The sequence below is a fragment of the Aliamphritea ceti genome (genome assembly GCF_024347215.1).
Classification (GTDB): Bacteria; Pseudomonadota; Gammaproteobacteria; order Pseudomonadales; family Balneatricaceae; genus Amphritea; species Amphritea ceti.
Map to the genome: position 1 here is coordinate 1,789,953 of NZ_AP025282.1, position 26,979 is coordinate 1,816,931.

23 protein-coding genes and 1 tRNA gene are annotated in these 26,979 nt (G+C 46.2%); 11 read left to right on the forward strand and 13 right to left on the reverse strand.

The window, feature by feature from the left end; genetic code table 11:
* The first annotated feature begins 75 nt into the window (after window positions 1–75).
* Window positions 76–867: an AraC family transcriptional regulator gene (locus OCU49_RS08190; RefSeq protein WP_261844490.1), complete on the forward strand. Its 792-nt coding sequence runs from the start codon at window positions 76–78 to the stop codon at window positions 865–867.
* A gap of 122 nt (window positions 868–989) precedes the next feature.
* Window positions 990–1,631, forward strand: a complete 642-nt coding sequence (locus OCU49_RS08195; protein WP_261844491.1) for an RDD family protein — start codon at window positions 990–992, stop codon at window positions 1,629–1,631.
* Window positions 1,632–1,751: 120 nt separating this feature from the next.
* On the opposite strand, the gene speB is transcribed toward OCU49_RS08195, so the two are convergent.
* The 4 genes from speB to speA form a co-directional block, all read right to left on the reverse strand.
* A complete protein-coding gene (gene speB, locus OCU49_RS08200; protein WP_261844492.1) occupies window positions 1,752–2,627 on the reverse strand; it encodes an agmatinase in 876 nt (291 codons plus the stop codon).
* A gap of 65 nt (window positions 2,628–2,692) precedes the next feature.
* Window positions 2,693–3,892: a carboxynorspermidine decarboxylase gene (gene nspC, locus OCU49_RS08205; protein ID WP_261844493.1), complete on the reverse strand. Its 1,200-nt coding sequence runs from the start codon at window positions 3,890–3,892 to the stop codon at window positions 2,693–2,695.
* 101 nt (window positions 3,893–3,993) lie between these two features.
* Entirely contained in the window at window positions 3,994–5,205 is a 1,212-nt protein-coding gene (locus OCU49_RS08210; protein WP_261844494.1) for a saccharopine dehydrogenase family protein, read from the reverse strand.
* A 95-nt stretch (window positions 5,206–5,300) separates the two neighbouring features.
* Window positions 5,301–7,262 carry a biosynthetic arginine decarboxylase gene (speA, locus tag OCU49_RS08215; RefSeq protein ID WP_261844495.1) on the reverse strand — a complete coding sequence of 654 codons (1,962 nt, stop codon included), beginning with the start codon at window positions 7,260–7,262 and terminating at the stop codon, window positions 5,301–5,303.
* Between the two features lie 898 nt (window positions 7,263–8,160).
* Here speA and OCU49_RS08220 point away from each other — a divergent pair.
* The 7 genes from OCU49_RS08220 (at window position 8,161) to OCU49_RS08250 (ending at window position 17,250) form a co-directional block, all read left to right on the forward strand.
* Window positions 8,161–9,552, forward strand: coding sequence for an aminotransferase family protein (locus OCU49_RS08220; RefSeq protein WP_261844496.1), 1,392 nt, complete (start codon window positions 8,161–8,163; stop codon window positions 9,550–9,552).
* Between the two features lie 382 nt (window positions 9,553–9,934).
* A complete protein-coding gene (gene pdxR / locus OCU49_RS08225; protein ID WP_261844497.1) occupies window positions 9,935–11,410 on the forward strand; it encodes a MocR-like pyridoxine biosynthesis transcription factor PdxR in 1,476 nt (491 codons plus the stop codon).
* Between the two features lie 264 nt (window positions 11,411–11,674).
* Entirely contained in the window at window positions 11,675–12,781 is a 1,107-nt protein-coding gene (gene ald / locus OCU49_RS08230; protein WP_261844498.1) for an alanine dehydrogenase, read from the forward strand.
* A gap of 62 nt (window positions 12,782–12,843) precedes the next feature.
* A complete protein-coding gene (gene xsc / locus OCU49_RS08235) occupies window positions 12,844–14,607 on the forward strand; it encodes a sulfoacetaldehyde acetyltransferase (protein ID WP_261844499.1) in 1,764 nt (587 codons plus the stop codon).
* Window positions 14,608–14,806: 199 nt separating this feature from the next.
* Window positions 14,807–15,805 carry a phosphate acetyltransferase gene (gene pta / locus OCU49_RS08240; protein WP_261844500.1) on the forward strand — a complete coding sequence of 333 codons (999 nt, stop codon included), beginning with the start codon at window positions 14,807–14,809 and terminating at the stop codon, window positions 15,803–15,805.
* 351 nt (window positions 15,806–16,156) lie between these two features.
* A complete protein-coding gene (locus tag OCU49_RS08245) occupies window positions 16,157–16,456 on the forward strand; it encodes a DUF6506 family protein (RefSeq protein WP_261844501.1) in 300 nt (99 codons plus the stop codon).
* Between the two features lie 146 nt (window positions 16,457–16,602).
* Entirely contained in the window at window positions 16,603–17,250 is a 648-nt protein-coding gene (locus OCU49_RS08250; RefSeq protein WP_261844502.1) for a LuxR family transcriptional regulator, read from the forward strand.
* A 70-nt stretch (window positions 17,251–17,320) separates the two neighbouring features.
* On the opposite strand, the gene OCU49_RS08255 is transcribed toward OCU49_RS08250, so the two are convergent.
* The 5 genes from OCU49_RS08255 to OCU49_RS08275 all read right to left on the reverse strand — a co-directional run bounded on the left by OCU49_RS08255 (window position 17,321) and on the right by OCU49_RS08275 (window position 21,794).
* Window positions 17,321–17,509: a hypothetical protein gene (locus tag OCU49_RS08255; RefSeq protein WP_261844503.1), complete on the reverse strand. Its 189-nt coding sequence runs from the start codon at window positions 17,507–17,509 to the stop codon at window positions 17,321–17,323.
* Between the two features lie 349 nt (window positions 17,510–17,858).
* Entirely contained in the window at window positions 17,859–18,821 is a 963-nt protein-coding gene (gene tal, locus OCU49_RS08260; RefSeq protein WP_261844504.1) for a transaldolase, read from the reverse strand.
* A 39-nt stretch (window positions 18,822–18,860) separates the two neighbouring features.
* Window positions 18,861–19,871 (reverse strand): tRNA dihydrouridine(20/20a) synthase DusA, encoded by a 1,011-nt coding sequence (gene dusA, locus OCU49_RS08265; RefSeq protein ID WP_261844505.1) that lies wholly within the window; start codon window positions 19,869–19,871, stop codon window positions 18,861–18,863.
* A gap of 1,041 nt (window positions 19,872–20,912) precedes the next feature.
* The gene (locus OCU49_RS08270) at window positions 20,913–21,161 is read right to left on the reverse strand and encodes a GlsB/YeaQ/YmgE family stress response membrane protein (protein ID WP_261844506.1); all 249 of its coding nucleotides are present in this window, start codon (window positions 21,159–21,161) and stop codon (window positions 20,913–20,915) included.
* Window positions 21,162–21,461: 300 nt separating this feature from the next.
* A complete protein-coding gene (locus OCU49_RS08275; protein WP_261844507.1) occupies window positions 21,462–21,794 on the reverse strand; it encodes a hypothetical protein in 333 nt (110 codons plus the stop codon).
* A 604-nt stretch (window positions 21,795–22,398) separates the two neighbouring features.
* Here OCU49_RS08275 and OCU49_RS08280 point away from each other — a divergent pair.
* A complete protein-coding gene (locus tag OCU49_RS08280) occupies window positions 22,399–22,815 on the forward strand; it encodes a hypothetical protein (protein ID WP_261844508.1) in 417 nt (138 codons plus the stop codon).
* Between the two features lie 60 nt (window positions 22,816–22,875).
* Here the strand turns inward: OCU49_RS08280 and OCU49_RS08285 are convergent, their stop codons facing one another.
* On the reverse strand, window positions 22,876–23,223 hold the full coding sequence (locus OCU49_RS08285; RefSeq protein ID WP_261844509.1) for a DUF805 domain-containing protein: 348 nt from the start codon (window positions 23,221–23,223) through the stop codon (window positions 22,876–22,878).
* 904 nt (window positions 23,224–24,127) lie between these two features.
* Window positions 24,128–24,343, reverse strand: a complete 216-nt coding sequence (locus OCU49_RS08290) for a hypothetical protein (protein ID WP_261844510.1) — start codon at window positions 24,341–24,343, stop codon at window positions 24,128–24,130.
* 292 nt (window positions 24,344–24,635) lie between these two features.
* On the opposite strand from OCU49_RS08290, the gene OCU49_RS08295 reads away from it, so the two are divergent.
* A complete protein-coding gene (locus OCU49_RS08295; RefSeq protein WP_261844511.1) occupies window positions 24,636–25,013 on the forward strand; it encodes a diacylglycerol kinase in 378 nt (125 codons plus the stop codon).
* A 123-nt stretch (window positions 25,014–25,136) separates the two neighbouring features.
* Here OCU49_RS08295 and OCU49_RS08300 read toward each other — a convergent pair.
* Window positions 25,137–25,212 (reverse strand) — tRNA-Ala (locus OCU49_RS08300).
* Window positions 25,213–25,366: 154 nt separating this feature from the next.
* Window positions 25,367–26,860: a glutamate--tRNA ligase gene (gene gltX / locus OCU49_RS08305; protein ID WP_261844512.1), complete on the reverse strand. Its 1,494-nt coding sequence runs from the start codon at window positions 26,858–26,860 to the stop codon at window positions 25,367–25,369.
* Window positions 26,861–26,979 lie beyond the last annotated feature (119 nt).

Below are 26,979 nucleotides of genomic sequence, written 5' to 3' on the forward strand. Positions count from 1 at the left end.
TTGATATAGTGAATTAGTGACAAGTTATCCTGCATAAATGTCAGTCAGCAGATTTTGTTTATAAGGAGCAAGTCCATGGCAGAAATCGGCAGCACGCATATATACGCCACACCTTTTCCGGATGAGTTACCGGCGCCGCTGTTTTATCGGGCAGAGGATATGCTGGCGGATTCGAGTTATCCGGAGCACAGCCACACCTGGGGCGAGTTTGTGTATTCATTTTGTGGTGTGATGGAGGTAAAGCTTGCTGATGGCCACTATATGGCACCGCCACCTTATGGGGTTTGGTTGCCACCACATACTGCCCATAGGGGACAGAACCGTGATGCCACCCTGTATTGTTCGGTGTATCTGAGTGAGCCTTTTTTACAGGGTATGCCTAAGGTGCCTTGTGCGCTGGCGGTTTCACCTATGGTGCGTTCTGTTCTTGAATACTTGCGGGACAACTTTCAGGGGCTGCCTTTATCCGCGGAAGATGAGCGCTTATTGCTGGTGCTACGCGACCAGCTTGCGCGGGCCGAGTGCGCCGGTAGTTATCTGCCTGATACGAACGATCCTTTACTGAGTAAGGTTTTAAATCAGCTAGAGGCTTGCCCGGGGGATAACCGTTCGCTGGCTGAGTTGGCGAAATGGGCGAATACTACTGAACGAACTCTCATTCGCCGTTGCAAGCAGGAACTGGGTATGACGTTTACCGAGTGGCGTCAGCGTTTACGTACCATGGCAGCGTTGCCGTTACTGGCTGCCGGGCAAACGGTAGAGACAATTGCGTTTGATCTTGGCTATAGCAGCGCATCGGCGTTTATCGTGATGTTCCGCAAGCTGATGGGCATGACGCCGGATGAGTTCAGGAAAGGGCAGGAGTAAGGATATTGTTATTAATATCAGTGTGATACTGCCTTTTTGGAAGAAAAAGTGTTTAATGTCGGCAAGATAAAAACGAGGCTGAGGTATGTAAATCTTTAGCTTCAATATTTGCGGAGAAAGGGATGAACTGCGAAGTTTGCGGATTAAAGATCAGGATTAACTGGGGCAGTGGACATGTTGCTTTGTGTGAAGAACACAGCGATTGTGCTGATGAGTTAGAGCAGGCAAAGCTCGCTTATGCTGCACATTTCGCTGAGGACGATGGCACGCCTGCTTTAGCGTCTCGCTGGACGCGGTTATGTGCTGCTTTTATAGACGGAATTATTATTATGGCTGTGACTTTGCCGTTTATGTTTTATCTTGATTTTTGGGGGGTGATTGCCGAGCAGCAAGTTGTTCCTGTTGAGCTTTCGATCAAGGTAGCGCTTTTTAGTTGGGCAATGTTCTTTTTAATTCACGGGTATTTGTTAAAGAAAAAAGGCCAGACAGTCGGCAAAAACATTATGGATATTGCGATTGTTACCACTGACGGCCATAAGCCTGAGTTTTTTTCTTTAATCATCCGGCGCTATTTTCCTGTTGCTTTGGTGAGTTACATTCCTTTTATTGGGCAGTACTTATCATTGATTGATAACCTGTTTATTTTCCGGAAAGACAAGCGTTGTGTACACGATTTAATTGCCGGGACTAAGGTAATCGAAGTGCTGAATAATAAGAAAATCAGCATTGCAGAGCCTCAGGAAATTACCGGCGCTGTCAGCTGATGGGTATAACACCGGATGAATTGAGGAAAGGGCAGGGGTAAGTCTGTTTCACATGTATAAAAAAGCCGCTGTTGTAAGCGGCTTTTTTGGGTTTTTGGAACACATTTTGAGCAAACGTATTTAGCGGTTACGCTGCACGATGCCCATCATTTTGTATGTCAGCAGTGATGCGGCGAAATCGTAGGCGTGGAAGCCTTCGATTGGTGCGAACTCCATGATATCGAAGCCAATAATTTTGCGCTGTTTAGCAACTGACTCGAACAGGTTCAGGGTTTGATACCAGCCCAAACCGCCGGGTACAGGTGTGCCGGTGGATGGAAATACGGATGGGTCCATGCCGTCGATATCCAGGGTGAAGAATACCTGTTCAGGAAAGTCTTCAGGCAATTCGATGCTCTGAATATTTTGTGGGACTAATTCGTCGCCGTCCTGAAAATAGACACCGTGCTGTTCACGGATCCGCATTTCTTCTTCGCAGTAAGCACGGATACCCAGCTGATACAGAGGGATGCCCATATCCACGGCACGTTTCATTACTGATGCATGGCTCAGAGGGTCGCCTTCGTAGGCTTCGCGTAGGTCTGCATGGGCGTCGATCTGAACAATACCGAAGTCCGTAAAGCCAGCTTCCCGCAGGCCTTTTACAACGCCGTAAGTAACTGTATGTTCGCCACCAAATACCACCGGCATGGAACCGTTTTCGACAGCCTGTTTAGTGGCGGCGGCAATATTCTCTATTACCTTTTCCGGCGCTACAGTACAGTCGACGGGCTCGCTGGTGTAGATACCTTCGCTGCAGGGTTTGCTTTTACCATCCCATTCTTCCAACTGCCAGGATGCTTTCAATATTGCTGAAGGCCCTTCATTGGTGCCGCCGCCGTAGGAAACGGTTTTTTCGTAAGGAACCGGTATTACATGAAATGCGGCCTGTTGAGGGTCAGGTTGCTCGATTTCTGAACCAAGGAATATCGGGTAATCGTCCGGGTTGTAGCTCATGTCAGATGTCTCTTATATGTGTATCAGGCCAATCTTATTAGTGAAAGTCGCTTAGTCAACTTCCATTAGGAGAGCCGCTGTTTAAAGTCCTGATAGCTAAATGTTTTAACTGTTTTTAGTTCGTCAGTGTCTGAGTTCCACAGTACCAGTGCTGGTAGCTTAGTGCCGTTGAAGGTGCTGGTTTTGACCATAGTGTAGTGTGACATATCTTCAAACAGCAGTCGCTGACCGATCTCGAGTGGTGAATCGAAGCTGTAATCATTGATGATGTCGCCAGCCAGGCAGGTCAGGCCGCCAAGGCGATAGGTATGGGCTTTTTCACCATTTTCGCCAGCGTGCATGATATCCGGACGGTAAGGCATTTCCAGTGTGTCTGGCATGTGACAGGTTGCGGAGGTGTCCAGCAGTGCCTGATCCATCTGGTTATGAATGATATCCAGTACTTCACAGCAAAGAACGCCAGTACCGATTGCAACCGCTTCACCGGGTTCCAGATATACCTGAACATTGTATTTGGCTGAGAAGGCTTTGATACGGGCAACCAGAGCGTCTATCTGATATTCCGGTGCGGTAATGTGATGGCCACCGCCAAAGTTGATCCATTGCATGCTATGTAGCAGGTCGCCAAAGTGGGCTTCTACTGCATCCAGTGTTCGGGCCAAAGGTTCAAAACCCTGTTCACACAGCGTGTGGAAATGCAGCCCACTGATATTATCGAGCAGGCTGGCATCAGCTTTTATGGCTGCTTCAAGCTCATCAGCCACAATGCCTAAACGGGAGCCGGGGGCACATGGATCATAGAGCGGTACGCTGCCTTCAGAATGCTGAGGATTAATACGCAGACCAAAGTGAATGTCCGGGCGTTTAGCCAGTGCTGCCTGTATTAGTGGCTGAAAACGTTGCCACTGTCCGGTGCTGTTAAACACCATGTGATCGACAAAACCCAGTAGTTCTTTGACGTCTGCTTCACTATAGGCTGCGCTATATACATGCACTTCGTTGGGCCGACCTTCTGCCTGGTATTCCTCATGACCTAACTGGGCTTCGTGTAAGCCACTGGAGCAGGTGCCGTCCAGGTATTGAGCTGTTAGCGGGCCGAGTTCCCACATGGAAAAGGCTTTCAGGGCTGCGAGTACTTTTGCACCGCTGGCATCAGCTACTTGTCGCAGTATTTTCAGGTTACGTTCTATGGCGACCTGATCCACAACAAAGCTGGGGGAGGGCAGGCGGCTGAGGTCCAGTTTGCTGAAGTCAGTGAATTGCATAAAGATACCGGCTGTTTGTGAGAGGTTAAATCAAGATCAGCTGTGAAAAAACCGCCATGGCTGAGCCGTGGCGGTTTTATAGTTTAGCCGATGCTTATGACTTACTGATCCAGGTTGAAGTTATCCATCTCGACCACTTTCCATGGCAGGCCGTATTTGTTCATATCGTCCATGAATCCGTCCGGATCGAACTGTTCGATGTTCCATACGCCTGGTTTGATCCAGTTACCTTCAAGCATTTGCTTCGCGCCGATCATCGCCGGTACGCCTGTGGTGTAAGAGATTGCCTGGGAGTTAACTTCCTTATAGCAGCTCTCGTGATCACAGGTGTTGTAGCAGTATACGATTTTTTCTTTACCGTCTTTAATACCGCGAACAACCACGCCGATACAGGTGCGGCCTTTAGTCCGTGGGCCCAGAGTAGAAGGGTCTGGTAGTAATTTTGCCAGGAACTGAATGGGTACGATTTGCTGGCCGTTGAATTCAACAGGTTCAATACCTGTCAGGCCAACATTACCCAGTACCTCAAGGTGCTTCAGGTAGCTGTCACCAAAGCTCATCCAAAACTGTGCACGCTTCAACGTTGGGTAGTGCTTGGTCAACGACTCGAGTTCTTCGTGGTAAAGGCGATAGATGTTGTAAGTACCGACTTCTTCCGGACAGGTGAAGCTGGCTTTTTTAGACATCGGTGGCGTCGTAATGAACTCGCCATCTTCCCAGTGACGGCAGTCAGATGTTATTTCACGGATATTGATTTCCGGATTGAAGTTGGTCGCAAATGGGTAACCGTGGTCACCGCCGTTGACGTCGATGATGTCCAGTTCATGGATTTCATCGAAATAGTGCTTGGCAACATAGGCTGTAAATACGTTCGTCGCGCCCGGATCAAAACCGCTGCCCAGCAGTGCAGTCAGGCCGGCTTTTTCAAAACGTTCCTGATATGCCCACTGCCATTTATATTCGAATTTAGCAGTATCCAGTGGCTCGTAGTTAGCGGTATCCATGTAGTGAACACCAGCTTCCAGGCAGGCATCCATGATGGTCAGATCCTGATATGGCAAAGCAACGTTAATCACCAGTTCCGGTTTTTCAGCTTTAAGCAGTGCAGCCAGTTCAGGCACGTTATCAGCATCTACCTGGGCAGTACGGATTGTCTGGCCAGTCTTTTCTTTTACCTGTGCAGCAATGGTTACGCACTTGGATTCGGTACGGCTGGCCAGAATGATGTCGTCGAAAATTTCAGCGACCTGTGCGCATTTCTGAGCAACAACACCGCCGACACCGCCGGCACCAATGATCATGACTTTTGACATATTTATGATCCTTTACTGTAAGTCCTGTTGGACGTTCTGCGCCGGGATCTGTCCGGCGCTGTCATATGAATATTCAACCAGTTGGTTCTGGCTGTTTAATGTTGTTCGCGTTCGAAGTAGGTGTAGCCCTGCAGGCTTTCCCGGAACGCTTTAAGCATTTGTTGCCGCTGGGCAACATTGATGCGTTTGTCCCGCACGGCCTGCTCGGCGGTACGGCGAAATTGTTCCTGCATGTGCTTTGGGTCGTATTCGACATAGCTAAGTACGTCGGCAATGCTGTCGCCCTGGAATTCGCGGGCAAAGTCGAAACTGCCATCGCTGTTTACCTTCACGCTGACAACGTTAGTATCGCCAAACAGGTTATGCAAATCTCCCAGAGTTTCCTGATATGCACCGACCAGAAAGATGCTCAGGTAATATTCTTCACCATCCCGCAGCGGGTGTAATGGCAAGGTGTTTCGGATGCCGTTAGGGGTGGTGAAGTGGTCAATCTTGCCGTCACAGTCGCAAGTTATATCCGCTAAAATAGCTTCGCGGCTGGGCTTTTCGTCAAGCCGGTGAATTGGCATGATCGGAAATACCTGATCGATGGCCCAGATGTCTGGCAGAGACTGAAACAGGCTGAAGTTGCCATAGTAAATGTCTGACAGCAACTCAGGCAGTTTTTCCAGTTCTGGCGGTACGCGGTCGACCTGACTGAGTAATTTGGCGATTTTTTCTAATACGGCCAGGGTTATGTTTTCAGCCATTGCCCGGGCACGCAGGTCGGTTTGACCACGGCGGAACAATTCGCGAATTTCATCCCGATAGTAGAGTGCGTCGTTATAGCACTCCTGAAATTTCTGTACGTCTACCGCCTGTAAGACTGCAAAGAGGTTATGCAGTAATTCGTGGGAATCTTCCGGCAATTGTGCCGGTAACGGCGATGGTTCGTGGTTACGTACATCCAGAATATTGAACAGCAACATTGATGAGTAAGCGACAGTGGCGCGACCGGATTCGGAAACAATGACTGGGTGGCTGATATCCAGTGGGTCCAGACTTTCACGAATGGTTTCAACGATATTGACGCAGTATTCATCCAACTGATAATTCATGCTGTGGGTGCTGTTAGTACGGGCGCCTTCATAATCCACCGCCAGTCCGCCGCCCAGATCCAGATAGCCCATAGGCGCACCTTCAGCAATCAACCCAGTATAGAAACGGCAAGCTTCCAGCACACCACTGCGAATATTGCGTATATTCGGAATCTGCGAACCAAGGTGGCAATGCAGTAGTTGCAGACAGTGCAGCATGTCTGCGGACTTCAGTTCATCAATTACATCTAACAGGCCGCCGGTAGATAGGCCGAAGATCGAACGGTCGCCACTGTCTTCGTTCCAGTGACCTTCAACTACTACAGAAGACTTAATGCGTACGCCAATTAACGGGTCAATATTCAGCGCTTTACTGCGTTCCAGAATAATTGGCAGTTCGGTTGGTGTTTCTAATACGAAGAAGCAGGGAATGCCCATTTGCCGGGCATAAAGTCCCAGTTCAATGAATTCAGCATCCTTATAGCCGTTGCAGATGATCAGGCTACGGTGATCTTTGAGTTGCGACAGTGCAATGATGAGTTCAGCTTTACTGCCTGCTTCCAGCCCGTGATGGTAATGGCTGCCAAAATCAGCAATTTCTTCAATAACATGACATTGCTGATTGACCTTAATCGGGAAGACACCGCGGTATTCATTGTTATAGCCGGTATCTTTAATGGCACGGGCAAAGGCTTCATTAAGTTCTTTAATGCGCTGATCCAGAACATTCTCAATGCGCAGTACCGCGGGCATTTCCAGGCCACGTTCTTTCATACCTTCAACGATATCAAGCAGCGATACTTCTGGACGTCTACCGTTAGTGACGGTAACAATTGCTTCGCCATTATCTGCAATGTCGAAGTAGCCGGCACCCCAGTTACGTACACCGTAAAGGTCGGCACTGTTTTCGGTATTCCACGGGGATTCTGCGTTTGCGGGTGTGGAATTGGAAGCTGGAAAGTCTGAAGAAGGTGTCGCCATAATTATTCTGCAAATACCTGAAGTGTGGCACATAAACGAGGTATTGAACGGCAGTTATTAAGCCTGCGATTCAAGCTGGCATTTTCTCCGTTATTGGCGCTTTGTCAAACTTTTTCTGATGGATTGATTAATGAAAAATATCCACTAAAACAATAAGTTGAATAATGTTTCGGGTTGTTGGGTTGGTCGTGTTTTAGGATGTGCTGAATTAACAGTAAGTTAGTGATTATGATTCTGGTGGAAATACTGGATTTAACTGGCAGGTATGCGCATGCTAAAAGGCGAAGCGAATAACTTTTCAGTAGGTATATTGTTAGCTAGGCATTGCGCTTTCAGTGCTTGCTGATGGGAGTGGATAAGAGCTGTTTTTGCATTGATACATGATTACAGACGAATGATTCAGTATTGGAACAGGCGTAATCGTTGGAAAACATAATGAGCCTGGTTAGGCAGGTTTTATGTTGCTTTAAGTGTGCAGATGTTTGGGCTTAGGTCGTAATTGACGCCTATGTGTTACAAAATTTGACAGCCGATACCGTTGTTTTTTTGTATGCTGATTCAAGAAAGCTCTGCAAAGTAATTTGAATTTTGCTTATTTACGACCCGCTTAAACGGGCCTGTTTCCCGCTGTTTATGGCAGTTAGCCGCAGGTTAAAGGCTGATAATTACTGCTGGCATCATATTGCTCCAGCATCTGGTTCTAACTGGTTTTGCCGCTGGGACAGTAATTTATGTCGTATAGAGAGGCACTGGGCGATGTCGTTTTGAGTGCTTTGACATGTTGTAAGCGGTAGTTTTACAGATTGCTTAGCGGGCCAGAATTAAGTTTATAGCCCGGTTGCTGATCCGGTACTGCAGCACAAACAATAATAATTGAGTTTCCTCAGAGGAGGTGAGCATGACCTTTAATGCTAATGAGTTTGACGCCAAAGAAGTAGTAAGCAAAGACCGTAAGAATGTATGGCACCATTTGTCACAGCATAAGCCTTATGAAGAAAGCGATCCGTTGATGATCGTTAAAGGCGAAGGTATGCGCGTTTGGGATGCGAAGGGTAATGAATACCTGGATGCTGTTTCCGGTGCAGTATGGACTGTAAACGTTGGCTATGGCCGTACAGAAATTGCTGATGCTGTTCGTGACCAGTTGGTTACTATGAACTACTTCGCTCAGACTGCAGGTAATGTTCCAGCTGCTCAGTTTGCTGAAAAACTGCTCGATAAAATGCCAGGCATGAGCCGTGTTTACTATTCTAACTCTGGTTCTGAAGCGAACGAAAAGTGCTTCAAGATGGTTCGCCAGATTGCTGAGAAGAAATACGGCGGCGTTAAGCATAAGATTCTGTTCCGTGAGCGTGATTACCACGGTACAACTATTACTGCACTGAGTGCGACTGGCCAGTTTGAGCGTAAGAACCAGTACGGTCCTTTCACGCCTGGTTTTGTTGAAGTACCTCACTGCTGCGAATACCGCCCACAAGAAGGTGCGGATCTGGAAAATTACGGCGTTTGGGCTGCAAACCAGATTGAAAAAGTAATTCTGGAAGAAGGTCCTGAAACTGTAGGTGCGCTGTGTCTTGAGCCTATCACTGCTGGTGGTGGTGTTATTGAGCCGCCTGCGGGTTACTGGGATCGCGTTCAGGAAATCTGTAAAAAGTACGACATCCTGCTGCACATTGATGAAGTAGTATGTGGTCTGGGTCGTACCGGTACATGGTTCGGTTATCAGCACTATGGTATCAAACCAGACATGGTAACTATGGCGAAAGGTGTAGCTTCCGGTTATGCAGCTATTTCCTGCACAGTGACAACTGAAGCTGTATTCGACATGTTTAAAGAGCCAGAAGATCCACGTATGGATTACTTCCGTGATATTTCCACTTTCGGTGGTTGTACTGCAGGTCCTGCTGCGGCACTGGTTAACATGCAGATTATCGAAAACGAAAATCTGCTGGATAACGTTAAGATTCAGGGCGAATACCTGATCGGTCGTTTGAACGAGCTGAAAGATAAGTACGACGTTATCGGTGATGTACGTGGTAAAGGTTTGTTCTGTGGTTTCGAGATGGTTAAAGACCGTGAAACTAAAGAGCCTGTTGATGAAAGCGTTTCTGCTGCTATCGGTGCACACTGCATGGCAAATGGCGTAATCATGGGCCGTACTAACCGTTCTTTCCGTGAATACAACAACACTATCTGTATGAGCCCTGCACTGATTGCGACTCAGGCTGATATTGATGTAATTGTTGAAGCACTGGATAACGCACTGGCTGAAGTAGCACCTAACGCTTAATTCGGCTTATCCGGGAGGCTGTTCTCAGTCTCTCGGTCATATCCCAAAAATACCAGTCAGGTTTAGTTATTTAATATTTAGTGGTTTATTGCTAAGTATTTGATGATTAAGCCGCGCTGGTATTTTGTCTTGAGAAAACCGCCTCTGTCTTAGCGAACTGAGTCAGGCGTGTTATGCTTCTCATATACGCTGTTTTTACAAAAAATATAAAATAAAGAATATCTTAGCGACCAGACCAGAGAGCAACTACAGAAGTGCTCCGTGCAGTCTGGACGGCAGGTAAGGTATTGCTTAGGCGTTCTGGTGTTAATTCGTCTGAGTAAGGCTTTTCTGACGGATAGCAAAGAAGTGCATGTAAGTTAGCGAATATAAGGCAACATGAATGTTTCAGCTTTTTCATTTGACTCCAGGTAAAGGCGGCAGTTTACAGCAGCAGTTACGGGAGCAGATTGCGACAGCGATACTTAACGGCAATATTCCGGTGGATTCACCGTTGCCGTCCAGTCGTAAATTGGCACAACAGCTGAATGTCGCTCGGAATACGGTCGTCCTGGCTTACGAGCATTTGCTGGATGATGGTTATTTACTGGCGCGTGAGCGCAGCGGATATTATGTGAATCCTGATATTTTAAATGGTCAGGTGAAGCTTGATGCTCCTAATCGTCAGGAAGTCGACATTCCTGGGACACATATCGACTGGGGAAAGCGTTTTAAGCTGCGTCCCAGCGAGCAGAGTAATATTGTTAAACCCCGCGACTGGCAGAGTTATAGCTACCCGTTTATTTATGGTCAGTTTGATACCTCATTATTTCCAACAGTTAACTGGCGTGAGTGTTGCCGTGATGCAGTAAGTGGTCCTGCTATTGGTGACTGGGCGGCAGATCGTTTTGATAATGATGATCCTTTACTGGTTGAGCAGATTCGTACCCGATTGCTGCCGCGCAGAGGGGTATGGGCGTCTGCAGATCAGATTCTGGTGACAGTTGGTGCGCAACAGTCGCTGTACATGCTGGCCAAGCTGCTACTGGATGAAGAAAGCGTTATTGGTCTGGAAGAGCCGGGTTATGTAGATATTCGTAATATTGCCAGTCTTAATCCTTCGCAGGTACGACCAATTCCTGTCGATAAGGATGGCATGCAGGTGGATGAGCGGCTGACCGGCTGTGACATGGTGTACACGACGCCCAGTCACCAGTGTCCTACAACAGTGACAATGCCGATTGAACGGCGTTATGAGCTTTTGAAGCGGGCAGAGGAAGATAATTTCCTCATTATCGAAGATGATTACGAGAGTGAAACGAATTTTAAGTCTAATCCAATTCCCGCGTTGAAGAGCCTGGATAAGAATGATCGTGTTCTTTACATTGGTAGCTTATCAAAAACGCTGGCGCCGGGACTGCGGGTCGGTTACATGGTTGGCCCTGCGGAGCTTATTGAAGAAGCGCGTGCGCTGCGACGACTAATGGTGCGTCACCCTGCGGCGAATAATCAGCGTTCTGTTGCTTTGTTTCTTGAGCGGGGTTATCACGACTCTCTGATTATGAATATTATGCGTAATTATCAGACTCGCTGGCGGGCAATGGATGAAGCGCTGACGGAATATTTACCGGAGTCTCATGATCAACCGACGTTTGGCGGTTCATGTTACTGGGTAAAAGGGCCTGAAGGGCTGGACACGCTAGAGCTTCAGAAACGGGCGATGGAAGAGGGGATTCTGATAGAGTCCGGTGCGATACATTTCTTGCAAGAGCCGGTGCCGAAAAACTATTTCCGCCTGGCTTACTCCTCAATTTCTACTGATAAGATAGAGCCAGGAATTAAAAAACTGGCTGAACTGATCCATTCGATGGTCGAGTAAAATAAAAAAAACCGCTCTTGATGAGCGGTTTTTTGTTTTCTGGATAAAATTCAAGTAATTGATTTTAATCGTTTTTTTATTAAATTATTGTCTGGCACTATACTGGCGTAACTTGTAGATTAAATCTGGTTCTACTGTGTTTTGCCCTTCAATCCTAATCTGTATTACATCTTAGCTGTACTGGCAGAAACTTTCTGCGCAGTCAGAACTAGCAAAGTCTACTACCTTGTATGAACAAAAAAAGATAACGGAAGGAGTGGTGCGATGTTGATAGGTGTCCCGAAAGAGATAAAAAATCACGAATACCGTATTGGTATGGTACCTGCCAGTGTGCAGGAGCTAACCAGCCGCGGGCATCAGGTGATGGTGGAAACTCAGGGCGGTGCTGGTATCGGTTTTAGCGACGATGATTATCGTGCAGCCGGTGCAAGCATTGCGAATAGTCCTGAAGAAATTTTTGCCAGCGCTGAAATGATTGTGAAGGTGAAGGAGCCGCAGGCCGTTGAACGGAAAATGCTGCGCCCGGATCAGTTACTCTTTACTTATCTTCACCTTGCTCCGGATCCTGAGCAAACCGATGATTTGCAAGCGAGCGGGGCAACCTGCATTGCATATGAGACGGTGACCTCTGACCGTGGTGGCCTGCCGTTACTTGCGCCTATGTCTGAAGTGGCCGGACGGATGTCTATCCAGGCCGGTGCTGCCTGCCTCGAGAAGTCCAAGCAGGGACGTGGTGTGTTACTGGGTGGTGTGCCGGGTGTAGAACCGGCAAAAGTGACTATTATTGGTGGTGGCGTTGTCGGTACGAATGCTGCCCGTATGGCGATTGGTCTGGGTGCCCAGGTGGTGGTTCTGGACCGTTCTGTCGATGTTTTACGTCGTATGGTTTCTGAGTTTGGTACGGCGGTACAAACTGTATATTCCAGCAAGGCAGCTCTTGAAGAGCATGTGCTGTCGGCTGATCTGGTAATTGGCGGTGTGCTGATTCCGGGTGCGGCGGCACCAAAATTGGTTACGGCCGATATGGTGTCCCGAATGAAACGTGGTTCTGCGGTTGTGGATGTTGCAATTGACCAGGGTGGTTGTTTTGAAACGTCTCATGCAACAACTCATCAGGACCCTACTTATATTGTTGATGATGTAGTGCATTACTGTGTGGCGAATATGCCAGGCGCTGTTGCCCGCACATCGACTCTGGCTCTGAATAACGCCACTTTGCCATTTATTGTGGCACTGGCGGATCTGGGCTGGCAGGAAGCCATTCGCCGGGACAAGCACCTGGCAAATGGCCTCAACGTTCATGCTGGTAAGATCACCAGTGAAGAAGTCGCAGTGGCGTTAGGGCGTGAATATGCGCCTTTCAGCGCTTAATTGTTAACTGATGCGGCGTTAACTTCGGTTAGCGTCATTTAATATAATAAGGAATTCTAATTATGGCTCGTATGACTCCTAGTGAAGCATTTGTAGAAACCCTTGTTGCCAACGGTGTTACTGACTGTTTTGGTATCATGGGTTCTGCATTTATGGATGCAATGGATATTTTCACTCCAGCAGGTATCCGTTTGATCCCTGTAGTGCATGAGCAAGGTGCTGGCCATATGGCTGACGGTTACGCTCGTGTATCTGGTCGTCACGGTGTTTGTATCGCTCAGAACGGTCCTGGTATCACTAACTTCGTTACTGCGATCGCTGCGGCGTACTGGGCTCACTCTCCAGTTGTATGTATTACTCCTGAAACTGGTACTAACTCCCAGGGTCTGGGTGGTTTCCAGGAAGCTGAACAGCTGCCATTCTTCGAAACTATCACTAAGTACCAGGTTAGCGTTGTAAACAATGCTCGTATGGCTGAACTGACAGCTCGTTGTTTCGACCGCGCTATGCTGGAAAACGGTCCTACTCAGCTGAACATCCCACGTGATAACTTCTACGGCGACATCGACTGTGTTATCCCTGAGCCGATCCGTATCGAGCGTTCTGCTGGTGGCCCTGAGTCTCTGAAAGCTGCTGCTGAATTGCTGGCTAACGCTGAATTCCCAGTGATGGTTTCTGGTGGTGGTGTAGTAATGGGTGATGCTTTTGAACAGGCTATCGCTATTGCTGAACAACTGGAAATGCCAGTTGTAAGCAGCTACCTGCACAATGACTCTTTCCCTGCTTCTCACCGTCTGGGTACTGGTTCTCTGGGTTACCAGGGTTCTAAAGCTGCAATGCGCGTTATCGCTAAGGCTGACGTAATTCTGGCTCTGGGTACTCGTCTGGGACCATTCGGTACTTTGCCACAGCACGGCATGGATTACTGGCCAAAAGACGCTCAGATCATCCAGGTTGATTGCGATGCTAAGATGCTGGGTCTGGTTAAGAAAATCTCTATCGGTATCCACGGCGATGCAAAAGCAACTGCTAATGCACTGATGGACCTGCTGGCTGGCAAGTCTCCTAAGTGTCTGGATAACAAAGAAGAGCGTCTGAAGCTGGTTGCTGCTGAGAAAGAAGCTTGGGAAACTGAGCTGACTGAGTGGATCCACGAGAAAGATGCTTACTCTCTGGACATGATCGAAGAGCAAGCTGCCGAAGAAGGCAACTTCATGCACCCACGTCAGGTTCTGCGTGCACTTGAAGAAGCTATGCCAGCAGACGTTATGGTGTCTACCGATATCGGTAACATCAACTCTGTAGCTAACAGCTACCTGCGTTTCGAGCGTCCACGTTCTTTCTTCGCACCAATGTCTTTCGGTAACTGTGGTTACGCACTGCCTACTATCATGGGTGCTAAAGTTGCTGCTCCTGAGCGTCCAGCTGTATCTTACGCTGGTGACGGCGCATGGGGCATGTCTATGATGGAAATCATGACTTGTGTACGTGAAGATATCCCTGTTACTGCTGTTGTATTCCACAACCGTCAGTGGGGTGCAGAGAAGAAGAACCAGGTTGAATTCTACAACCGTCGTTTCGTAGCTGGTGAGCTGGAAAACCAGAGCTTTGCGGGCATCGCTAAAGCAATGGGTTCTGAAGGCGTTGTTGTAGACAAGCTGGAAGACGTAGGTCCTGCTCTGAAAGAAGCTATCCGTAAGCAGATGGAAGAGCGTATCACTACAGTAATCGAAGTTATGTGTACTCGTGAACTGGGTGATCCGTTCCGCCGTGACGCACTGGCTAAGCCAACTCGTCACCTGGACAAGTACAAAGACTTCGTATAAGTCTTAGTCCTTATCGACAGCAAACCGAAGGCCTTTGGCCTTCGGTTTTTTTATCTGGGCTGTCTGATTTAATTGCAGTTTAAAAACTGTGCAGACTTCTGTGGATAGCTTACCGTGAGGTGATTTATTCACAGCAGTTTTTCATTAAGAATATGCGCGGATACCGTAGTTGCGGACGTCGGCGAGAAGGAGTTTTTATATGACCGCATTAGAGAAAATTTTCCAGCGAGCGAGTGCCGATCCCCGTTCTATTGTACTGGCAGAAGGTAATGACCCACGTATTCTTGAGGCGGCAGTAAGTGCAACAGCGCAGGGCATTGCAGATGTAACTGTGCTGGGTGATGTGGAAGAGGTTAAGGCGCTGGCTGTCGCGAATAATCTGGATCTTACATCGATTGCTGTTCTAGACCCGAAGGCTTCTGATGCTGCTGGCCGTTATGCTGATGCGTTGTTTGAAAAACGTAAAGCCAAAGGTATGACAGAAGAGAAGGCTGCTGAATTGATTCAGGATCCTCTTTACTATGCACAGATGATGGTACACCTGGGCGATGCTGACGGCTCTGTTGCCGGCGCTGTTTACACTACTGGTGATGTGGTTCGCGGTGCGATTCAGATTATTGGTATGTCTGAAAGCAGCTCTATGGTTTCTAGCTTCTTCCTGATGATGATGTCGCAGCCGCATCACGATATTCAGGGTGGCATTGTTTTCTCTGATTGTGGATTGGTAATTGATCCGGATGCACAGCAGCTTTCACAGATCGCGATGTCTGCTGCGGCAAGTGCTCAGACAATGCTGGGTGAAGAGCCTCGAGTGGCTATGCTGTCATTTTCTACTCATGGTAGCGCCAAGCACCCTGCAGTGGATAAAGTTGCTGAGGCGACTCGCCTGGTACGTGAGCAAATGCCAGAACTGAAGCTGGACGGTGAAGTACAGTTTGATGCCGCAATTGTCCCGGCGATTGCAGAACGTAAAGTAAAAGATTCACAGGTAAACGGTCAGGCTAACGTACTGGTGTTTCCTAACCTTGAGGCTGGCAATATTGGCTATAAGATTGCAGAGCGTATTGGTAAAGCAGAAGCTATCGGACCTGTTTTGCAGGGCCTGAAAAAGCCAGCTAATGACTTATCCCGTGGCTGCAGTGCGAAAGATGTCGTTAACGTAATTGCGATTACGGTGCTGCAGGCACAAAATCTGTAACAATTATATTGCTAAAAACTTGCCTGAAAACGCCACGACAGGAATGCACCTGTCGTGGCGTTTTTGTATTAGCGCTTTAAAACAAGCGCCATCCTGCTTTGACCTTAGATTGAAAATAATTTACCGATTTGTTCTGAAAGCCAGTTTTTAATTATTATAACTAATTGTTTTTGTTGAATTTATTTTGATTTATTTCTGGTTCTAAATTTTCAAAAAATTTGGCCCTAACTTAAAGCCTGAAACACGTTTCTAATAGCTTCATCCTGAGTCGTAGTTTGGCAATTGTTGATTTGACTTTAAGTTGAAAGCTTCAGACATGACTGGTCGAAAACAATAACAAAGGGGGTCGCAATGGCTTTACAGAAATATGGTTTCATCGTTAAAAGTGCAGGCTTGGATATGTTCAAGCATCAGGGGCATCTGGCGAGTGATAACTTTAATATGTCGATGGCTGGCGTACAGGACGCTGGACAGGCCTGCTTTGTAGCACAAGAGATGCTTACCAAGGGTGTGCAGCTGATCGAATTGTGTGGTGCTTTCTCTGGCGAGGAAGCTCAGCAGATTCGTGATGCAATTGAAGATCGGATTCCGGTTGGTTACGTTCAGTACACAGAAGAAGAACGCGAACGCTTAACGCGCGAGCTGAGTTAAGTCAGAGTCCGGGCGCGGTTAAAAGTTAAAGCGTGAGGGCTGGCAGGCTACTGTATTAATAAAAGGATTTATTACTAAGCGTTATTCTAACTGCCAGTGCTTTAATTCGGCTACCGTATCCGGGCGCAATCATCATGGGTGCCCATATGAAGATCATACTTGCAGATCGCTCGCCGCTGTTTCGTTTAGGTTTAAGTCTTGCTCTGGAGCAGGCTGGAATCATTGTTGATACGTTTGAAGTAAACAGTCTCGAACAGATGACCGGCCGTTTAAACAAAATTAACGGTACTGTAGTAGTTGTCGTTGATGCTCTGTTACCAGGGTTAGAAAGTCTTAGTCAGTTAAAAATTGCTGCTGGCAATGCTGATGTGCGTTTTCTGATCATGACAAATAATCTGGATATCGTTATATCCCGCTGGGCTATTTTGAATGGCTTTCACGGTGTGATTGCTAAAACTTCAGGCATGGAAGAATATGGCAATGCAATCCGTAACGTCCTGGAAGGCCATATCTGGCGCTATGACGAAACCGCAGATCCTGATCAGTTGAGCGGACAGCAAACGCGTATTGGCTATGCTCTGCGTCGGCTTTCTGAGCAGGAGAATAATGTTCTGAGCTTGGTGCGCTGTGGTTTAAGGAATAAACAAATAGCACATCAAATGTCACTCACAGAGCACACAATTAAGTCTCATATGTCGAACATTCTTCGTAAGCTTGAGATTGAAAACCGGACGCAGCTGGTTATTGCTGTGCAGAAGATAGATATTAATCAGACACGTTTATTAACGGCCTGAAAGAGCCGTTTTTAAAACACAGCTCCTCTTTATGTTACATCAGTTGGGTAAAGAGGGAGCTGATTTCAGCTTATCCCAGATAGATTTCATTTCTTAGTAAATAAGCATCATGTTTTACCCGGTCAAACTCAGTATCAGTCAGGCTGATTGGACAGTGGGTATCTCTGCTGTTGAGTAGCAGGCTTCGGGTGTTCTTGCGTGAGGCGATTACAGTAATTTTGTGTTGTTGTACTGCTTGGGATGTTTGCTTGTGATACATGCTCAGATTCCCCTTTGTCTATGTTTCTTTGTTTGTCACAAATGCTTAACACAGCTGAAGCACTGATACAGCATAGACGGTATTCATGACTTTTCTATGACAGTTTTGTGCTTACTTATAACTTCTGGTTTTTTGGGGACGTGCATTAAAGCGAGGGGTGTTGTCAGATGTATTTACCCGTCAGCTATTGCTGGGAATCCTATAACGGACAGTTCTGATGTCAGGTGAAGTCTCGACTGGCTGCTTTTGAAAGTTAAATTAGCTGCCTGGAAGGAAGGGGAGGGAGGGCTCAACAGCAAATACCTGAGCCCTGACTAATACATCTGATAAATACAGATATATGGGATTTTTATTTGAGCAGAGTGCTTAGCTGCTTCTCAAGTGTTAGCTGATCTTTTGTGAAGTTACGAATACCTTCAGCAAGTTTTTCAGTTGCCATGGCATCTTCATTCATATTCCAGCGGAAGACTGCTTCGTTGTTAGCTTCCAGACCTCCAGCGCCAACAGGTGTTTCCGCGAATAGCTTACGGTCTAATGGCAGCTGAGTATTTGCTAGCTCTGTGATCAGAGCCGGGCTAATTGTCAGGCGGTCACAGCCAGCCAGTTGACGAATTTCTTCAGCGTTACGGAAGCTTGCTCCCATGACAATAGTATCGAAGTTGTGCTGCTTGTAATAATTAAAGATCCGGCTGACAGAAATCACTCCGGGATCGTTAGCGCCGTTTAAGTCTGTGCCTTCAGGGCTGTTGGCTTTATGCCAGTCCAGGATACGGCCGACGAAGGGGGATATTAGATAGGTACCTGCATCGGCACACGCGACTGCCTGTGCAAAGCCAAATAGCAAGGTCAGGTTACAATTGATACCTTCCTTTTCTAATTGACGGGCGGCTTCGATACCTTCCCAGGTGGATGCAATTTTGATCAGTACGCGATCGTTGCTAATACCAGCTTCGTTATAGAGCCCGATTAACTTGCGTGCTTTATCGATAGTTGCCTGGGTATTAAATGACAGGCGTGAATCTACTTCTGTTGATATCCGGCCCGGGATGTATTTAAGAATTTCACAGCCGGCCAGAACGGACAGTTTGTCGCTGGTATGTGCCAGTAGCTCTGCAGAGCTGCCACCCTGGCTTAATGCCCACTGGCTGGCTTGTGTAATGAAAGGGCGATAACTTTCGTCCTGGCTGGCTTTGAGCAGCAGCGAGGGGTTGGTTGTTGCATCCTGAGGCTTTAATTGTTCAATTGCTTTAATATCGCCAGTGTCTGCAACGATTGTGGTGAATTGTTTCAACTGATCCAGTTGGTTCTGCATATTAATAACTACCTGTCATTCTTATTTTACTAAGGCGCGCTAAGTAACAAGTTCCGCAGCCTGTTTAAGTACTTCAATGCCTGCACCGGTACGGTGGGCGTTTTCACTGATATGACGGCGGAACTGACGGCCGCCTCGCTGACCATGAAATAAACCGAGTATGTGACGTGTCATATGACCAAGATATGCACCTTGTGCCAGCTGAGCTTCAATATAAGGATAAAACTGCTCTAAGATCTCTATACGGCTTGGTATTTGCGAGCTTTGACCATAACAGAGTTGATCTACTTCAGCCATCATATATGGGTTCTGATAAGCTTCCCGGCCAAGCATTACACCATCAACCGCTTGCAGGTGTCCCTTGCTAGCTTCGAGGGTTTTAATGCCACCATTTATGAGAATTTCCAGTTCTGGAAAGGCTTGTTTAATCCGATAAACCCATTCGTATTTAAGCGGAGGAATATCACGGTTTTCTTTCGGGCTTAAGCCTTTCAGAATCGCTTTACGGGCGTGAATGATGAATGTTGTACAGCCTGATTCTTTAACTTTGGTGACAAAGTGGTGTAGCTCTTCGTAGCTGTCCATGTCATCAATGCCTAAGCGATGTTTAACTGTTACCGGAATAGAAACCGCTTGTTGCATTTCATGCAGGCATTCGGCGACCAGATCCGGATGTGCCATCAGACAGGCCCCGATCATATTATTCTGGACTCTGTCACTGGGGCAGCCAACATTCAGGTTTACTTCGTCGTAACCGTAATCTTCAGCCATTTTGGAGCACTGGGCCAGGTCTTGAGGGTTACTGCCGCCAAGTTGCAAAGCGACAGGGTGTTCTTGTGAGCTGAACTTTAAGAAACGTTCAGTATCTCCATGGATTAAAGCTCCGGTCGTTACCATCTCTGTATAAAGCACAGCGTGTTGAGAAATCAGTCGATGAAAGTAACGGCAATGACGATCAGTCCAGTCCATCATAGGCGCCACGGTAAAGCGGCGGTCGACTGTATTTTCTAGAGTGTCAGATTTGGTATTTGGCTTTAGGGCGTTATTCACTATGGGTTCTACTATGGTGTTGAATTTATTTACGATGATAGTGCTGTTTTGTATATCCAATATACATAAAGCCGCGCTTATGCCGGTTTGTAAGGACTTTTGGTAATTGTCAGCAATTCTGAAATTGCCTGAGAATTTGTATATGGCCGATCGGATATTGGTGTTAAGCGGTCAGTGCTGATTATACATAGAGAGTCGAGTAGTTTCGATAAAAAGCGGTTTTGAGGTTGTGCAGGTGCTAGGGGCTTGTGCCAACAAAACTGTTAAAAGAACTGAATATAAAAATTTATAAATAAAGTGCAGTAGGGAGGTTTGTTTGAAGACGGTGTGGGGGACACCAGCACCGCCTTCTGGCTATCAACGGAGAGAAGAACTACAGCCAGCACATTGCGAGTGTGCATATTTATTATAAGGCGAATTTAATAAGTGGACAACGCTGTTCAGTTTGGCTTGGGAGTTGTTCGTGGGTAAATGTATTAAATTAGGAGGTGGTTAAAGTTGGTAAAGTGATGTGGGTTTAAGCGTGCTAATAGTCGGGATGTTTTTAGAGGGTTAGCTTCAGGATTAAGAGCAAGCGCCAGGTCTATAAAGTGCCTGGAAAGGTGTCGCTAAGTTGTTAGCGTTTTTGGTGAAAGGCGACCCGACTCGGGGGGGAACTGGATCGCCTTTCAGGCAGTGCTCGTGGAGAGAGGATCTACTGCCTACACTGCTTTCGCAGTGCAACATCGAGTATATGGATGTTTTTGCGTTGTACAAGCAAACGATCGTTTTAATTTGTTGATTTTTATATATAAATCAGGGTTTTCGCTTAGTCTTTCTTGCCAGTTAGGTGGTTAACAGGAGAGATGACAATAGGGAATCTAAAGATGCTACAACTGAAAATTTCTGCTCTTTTTTGCTATCAGGAGTACGGTAATGGTCGCGAGGTTTGAGGTAGCTAAAAATTAGATGCAGAGTTGTAACTTTACAGTAGTAAAGGCTTGAAAGTATGTCTGAAAGTGGCCTGGCAGATGAACACAGGCCTTTCCTAGAAGAGGGGGGTTATTTTACAAATTTGTTGTAAGCAAATAGAAGAATGAAGGCCCCGACAGTAGAAGTAATGATTGTCGCAAAGTTAAATCCGCTAACTGATCCCAGACCGACAAATGAGCCTATAAAACCACCTGCAAAGGCGCCGGCAATACCAAGGACCATTGTCATAATCCAACCCATTTTATCTTCTCCTGGCATCAGCCAGCGTGCTAGTGCTCCTGCAACTAAACCCAGAATAATCCAGCTTATAATTCCCATAATTGTTCGCCTTTCTAATAAGTTATTGGCCTTTAAACCATACAAATACTGTAGACCATCATCGATTTTCCGGACTGAATCGTTGCTTAATTATGTAGTGGTAGTGTGTAGATATAGTGGGAGATCAGTCAGAGATTTGATGGTAAATAGAGTAAGCAAATCGCAAGTATTGAGTGGTTATTCGGCATTAAACAAGAGGTTGCGCTCTTCCTTAGTAAGTTCTCGCCAGATGAGTACTAAAGCGTAAACGGTTGCTGGCGTGTAATTAAGTGTTCGTAATTGCACTTAGTGAAAAGGGGGTTAGCTTTTAATTAAGGTAAGCAGTGTGCGATCTTGTTTTTTTGTGGTGCTTATTTTGGGTTGGAGAATGGTATTTTTGGTTGTTTCTTTTTTGGCTTGCTCAGTACTTATAGCGTAAGCCATATAATGAGGTTGTAGCTCACCATGTTCCTCCTGGTAGCAGAACTCACTTAATCTAAAGTGAGTCAAACCATCTGCTCTGTTCGCCAGTTTAGGTAAATGAAGTACCTTGCCTGCTTTTGGTAAATGACCAATGCGCTTTGCTGAGCCTATGAAGGTATAGCCTTCAGTAAAGAAGTTAATCGTGTAGATCGTTTCCATAACATCGTCCATACATAATTCCTTTGCCGGACAGCTCAGATACTGAACAGTTTATCCTGTGAGTCGATGAAAAATAATAATGATTCGCATGCGTGCTACCCAACTTGGGTAATATATTACTCATTCTGTGGAAGTTAAGGGGCGATCTTTTACATGGCTGCTGGGTATTAGTACCGCTTTCTGTTTGAAGTGAGTAGCTATCGGTTGCGTGTTGTACGAATCATTGAGTTGAAAGACGGCTCGGGGGACGTGAGCCGTCTCTCTGGCAATCTGCGGAGAGAACGTCTGCCAGCACGGTTACTGCTGTGCGACGCGCATTATACGAAAGGTTAATACTTAATCAAGCAAACAGGCGTTTAGTTTTTGGCGATAGGAATGGTAAATAGTTTTGTCATTGTATTAATACAGCGACAATTGTTTGGCTTGTTTTACTCTATGTGAGCTTCACAGTGCTTCTGTGTTGCTTGTAATCCACATAATTCGAACCATAGTAAATGTAAGCCGGGGTTACGAATAAGTCTGATTTTCGTTACATAAGCCTTATTAAGCTCAACGTTAAGTATCAAAGTTATCTTATTTATACGCTGATTAATACTTCCGGCAGGGAGGAGGTAGTATGAAGTATTTTTATATTCTGCTGGTTTTCGTAATAGCGGGTTGTGCCACAGTTGATAAAACTGCTGTAACGACAGAGGAGGCTGGTGAGGCTGCTGTTGTGACTGAAGTGAAGGTAGAGGCAGTAGAAACGACGCAATATGTATATTTATTTGATGTATTGCAAAAGTATCCTAAATCTGGACTGGGGATTGTTGATAACTGGGTAATTGTGAAAGTCGACAACAGTGCAGAGAAGTCTGTGTGGTCTTTTCCGCCAGTGACTCATCCTGCTTTTCCTGCTGCGGTAAAGCGGCAAATCATAGAGCAGGATGGCACTATTCAAATTAAGACCCAGATAAATTGTGATTCTGGGAAGTCTCTGTGTGATTTGCTTTTTCAAGACTTCATAGCGATGAGTGAGAAAGTGTTGGAATAAAGGCGAAATTATCATCATACACTTGCAGACGCTGTTTCAGCGTCTGTAAGTGTTTGAGTGTCAGGCTGCCTTTGGGTCTGAGCCGAAGCGGTTTTCGTTTTGATCACCTTCCAGAATATTGAAGATCAAAATAACTACAGGGCCTACAACTGGTAGTAAATACATCAGAAGCCACCATCCTGAGCGGTTGGTATCGTGTAAGCGACGTGCGCCAATAGCAAGCGATGGCAGTAGTAGTGCCAGAGCAAAAATGCCGCTTAAAATTCCGGGGATACCTAGCAGGTTATCAACCAGCCCGATAACGATGGTGAATATGATGTAAAACAGAATAAACATCCAGTATTCCTGACGTCGTGCACGGCCAGAAAAATCCGCATATTTTTTCAGAGCACCAAAAAAGTGGTTCATTTCAAATTTCCTTTTTGAATTGTACAGCGTAATAAGTTGGATGCAGGTAACTGAGAGTTGAAATTCCAGAGAAAGAGATCATCCTGAGCTGCATTTGGTGAATACACTCATGTATCGGTTGGTTCCGGCCTGTAATTCCATTTACTTGCGGTGGGGATTTTACATCGTACAAGCAGAAGAAATCTAGACAGATATTCGTGGATTATTGTGTGTCTGTTAAAAGAGCCGCAAAGGAATTGCAGCTCTGCTTATCTAAGTATCTGGGGGACATTCCTGATACTTAGTAATACAAGCGTTTGAATTATAAGGCGGTTCAAAACATGATCGCAAGTCGACGACGTTAAAAAAGTTATAGATACAGGTAGGTCGAACAGAATAGTGAGTGAGTATTGGGGAAGTGAGAGTGAAAGGCAGCTCTTGGGGGACAGTGAGCTGCCTTTCTGGCTAATTCTTTTAGGATCATCAGCCAACACGAAAGCTTCCGTGCATTGATATTATACGTGTTTGCTCAAATGTTAATCAAGGATCAGGTTTTTAATTGATTGATTTTATTAACCATAAGTTATAGCGAATCTTGCTTACGAAATAACAGTTAGTACTTATAATATAAGTTAAGATTTATTAACCGTATGAATTAATGGGATGTTGTAACAATATTTAAATAACGACTGAGCCATTTTTGTTAATTAATACGGTGTTTCAATATGAGTGACCATTTACTGTAGAGTAATGTTTCTTAATTTAGCTTTGGAAGGCAGGTGAGTTTTTTTATCTGAAGGTTGTAGTCAGATGTTTATAAGCTGCTGTAGGTTTCAATGGGCCTAAGGTCAAAGAGAAGGCGAGCAGATGTGCAAAAAATATAGCTTATGATAAAGCTATATTTCCTGTATTGATTAAATTAGCTTCACCGCTTAGAAATTTCTCGCATTAATCCACTGAGGTCCAGGCCTTGATGAGAAGCAAGTTTCTCCAGGTCTGATTGGCTGCGTGGTGGTGCTGAGCTCAGTCGCTGTGCGCGGGCTTTTTTATCGGCAACTTTTTGCTCGATTTTTGAGTGCAATTTATTCAGTTGCTCAATGCTAAGTGATGCTAGGCTGTCAAAAATGTCGGTCTTATTCATGAAAAGGCAGTAAACCTGAAATTTTCTGTGAGATTTCCTTACTGGCTTGGGACTCAAACGGTAAAGTCATACTTCTTCCGTGTAGAAGGTTACAAAACATAGAAATTTTTGTGTAACCTAAAACAAATTTTAGCACCAAAATCGTAAGTGTTTAAGTTTTGAATAGCTAAATGTTTAAAGTTCTATGGCAGATTCCAAAAAATTTGGCTGTAACCAATGACTGATAAGCTTATAATTATTTTGTTACCATCGGTTAAATTCTCTCATCCATCCCTATATAAGTCCTAATGATATGAAGCCCAGCCATAATCGCGGAATTAAACGTTTCTACTATGCCACTAAGTACTCTATGCAAGGTATTCGCGCAGCATATAAAGAAGAGCAGGCATTTCGTTATGAATTAGCCGCTATGTTGTTGTTGGTACCGGCGGCGGTGTGGGTGGCTGAGAGCGGCGTTCAGCTAGCTTTGTTGTGGGGAAGTTGTTTGCTGGTGCTGGCGTTTGAAATTGTTAATTCAGCTATAGAAGCCGTTGTGGACCGCTGGGGGCCTGAGTATCATGAGTTGGCCGGCCGGGCAAAAGATATGGGCTCTGCGGGTGTGTTTTTGATGCTGATACTGACAGCAGTAATGTGGGGCGGAGTTTTATACGATAATGGGCTGTTAGGGTAGTTAGATATCTTTATATCCGGGAGGTTTCTTTCGGGTTTAACAGCGTGATCAGAATAGCAGGCACAAAAAAACCAGCTTTTGGCTGGTTCGTTTTATATCTTGTTCAAATTTCTCTGTAGAAATTGGTGGAGCCTAGCGGGATCGAACCGCTGACCTCAACACTGCCAGTGTTGCGCTCTCCCAGCTGAGCTAAGGCCCCTTACAAGATGGCGGCTATATTAATGAGGACGTTTAAAGCTGTCAAGCACTGTGCTGTACAAATGCGCTGAATTTTCTTTAAATCCCAAGTGATTAATTTATAAATAAAAAAGCCCAGGCAAGATGCCTGGGCCTGGGATGAGGCTTTCTCGGAATTAACTAAGTGATTTAGCCAGTTCGCGGTATTCTTTTTCCCAGCGTTTGGCTTCTTTCTTCGATGGGCCGCCGACAGTATTCAGCGCATGGCGGATACGGGCGCGGCTCATGTCTGGTCCAAGAATTTGCATTGAGTCTACAACTGAGACACTGGCACTGGTACCTGCAATTGCAATGAACAGAGGGTAGAGGAAGTCGCGTACTTTAAAGCCCATTGCGTCCCCCAGTGCTTTGCACTGGCTGAACAGACGATCTTTATTCCATTGTTGCTCTGTATCCAGCATCCAGGAAGCGTATTGCAGGATTTTACGGGTATCGTCTTTTTCCAGGGACTTGTGTGAAAAGCTCTCTTCCGTAATTGGCAGCATACCTGACATCAGGAAGCCAGCAACGGGAGCCACATCGGTGAACTTCTCAACCCGGGGCTTAATCAGTGGAATAATTTGCATCAGGTATTCGGGATTAAGTGCCCATTTCTGGAACTGCAGAGCGAACTGCTCGTCGCTCAGGTCTTCCCGGATCCACAAACCGTTTAACCAGCTGAGTTTTTCCTGATCGAAGATAGGGCCGCCGAGAGATACCCGGCTGATATCAAAGTTTGCGATCATTTCTTCCAGATTGAATTTCTCGCGTTCATCAGGCATTGACCAGCCCATGCGAGCAAGATAGTTCAGTAGTGCTTCGGCCAGGTAACCCATACGCTGGTAGTAAATGATGCTGGTCGGGTTTTTACGCTTTGACAGCTTGGATTTATCAGGGTTACGCAGCAGAGGCATATGACAAAGCTTTGGCATATCCCAGCCGAAATATTTGTACAACAACTGGTGCTTAGGTGCTGAGCTGATCCATTCTTCACCCCGTAGTACGTGGGTGATTTCCATCAGATGATCATCAACGACATTTGCCAGGTGATAAGTTGGCATACCGTCAGATTTCATCAGAATCTGGCAGTCTACTTGTGACCATTCCACTTCGATAGCACCGCGAAGCATGTCGTCAAATACACAGACGCCATCTTCAGGTACCTGCATACGCACGACGTATGGTGCGTTAGTCGCTTCACGGGATGCTACTTCTTCAGCTGGTAATGCCAGATCGCTTTCTTTGAGGGCTGTTTGTAATCCCTGTTCGCGACGTTGATTACGCAATTCGTCCAGCTCTTCAGCGGTTCGGTAGCATTTGAAGGCTTTACCTTCGTCCAGCAGCTTTTGAGTGTATTGCTGATAAATTTCGCTACGTTCACTTTGGCGATATGGGCCGTGTGGGCCTGGCTTATCCGGGCCTTCGTCCCAGTCCATACCCAGCCAGCGCAGCGAGTCAAGAATTGCCTGTTCCGATTCAGGTGTACTGCGGGTCTGATCTGTATCTTCGATACGCAGGATGAATTCACCGCCATGCTGTCGGGCAAATGCCAGATTAAACAAGGCTATATAAGCGGTACCTACGTGAGGATCGCCAGTTGGAGAAGGGGCTATACGAGTGCGAACAGTCATCAGAATCCTGCTAACAAAAAATCGGGTTAAGTAAAATTGCGCGCATTATACTCCGTTGCTGATGTTGGGTACATCATGTTAGAGCCTGTTTAAGGCGATAGGTTGTTACGTATTTTGGT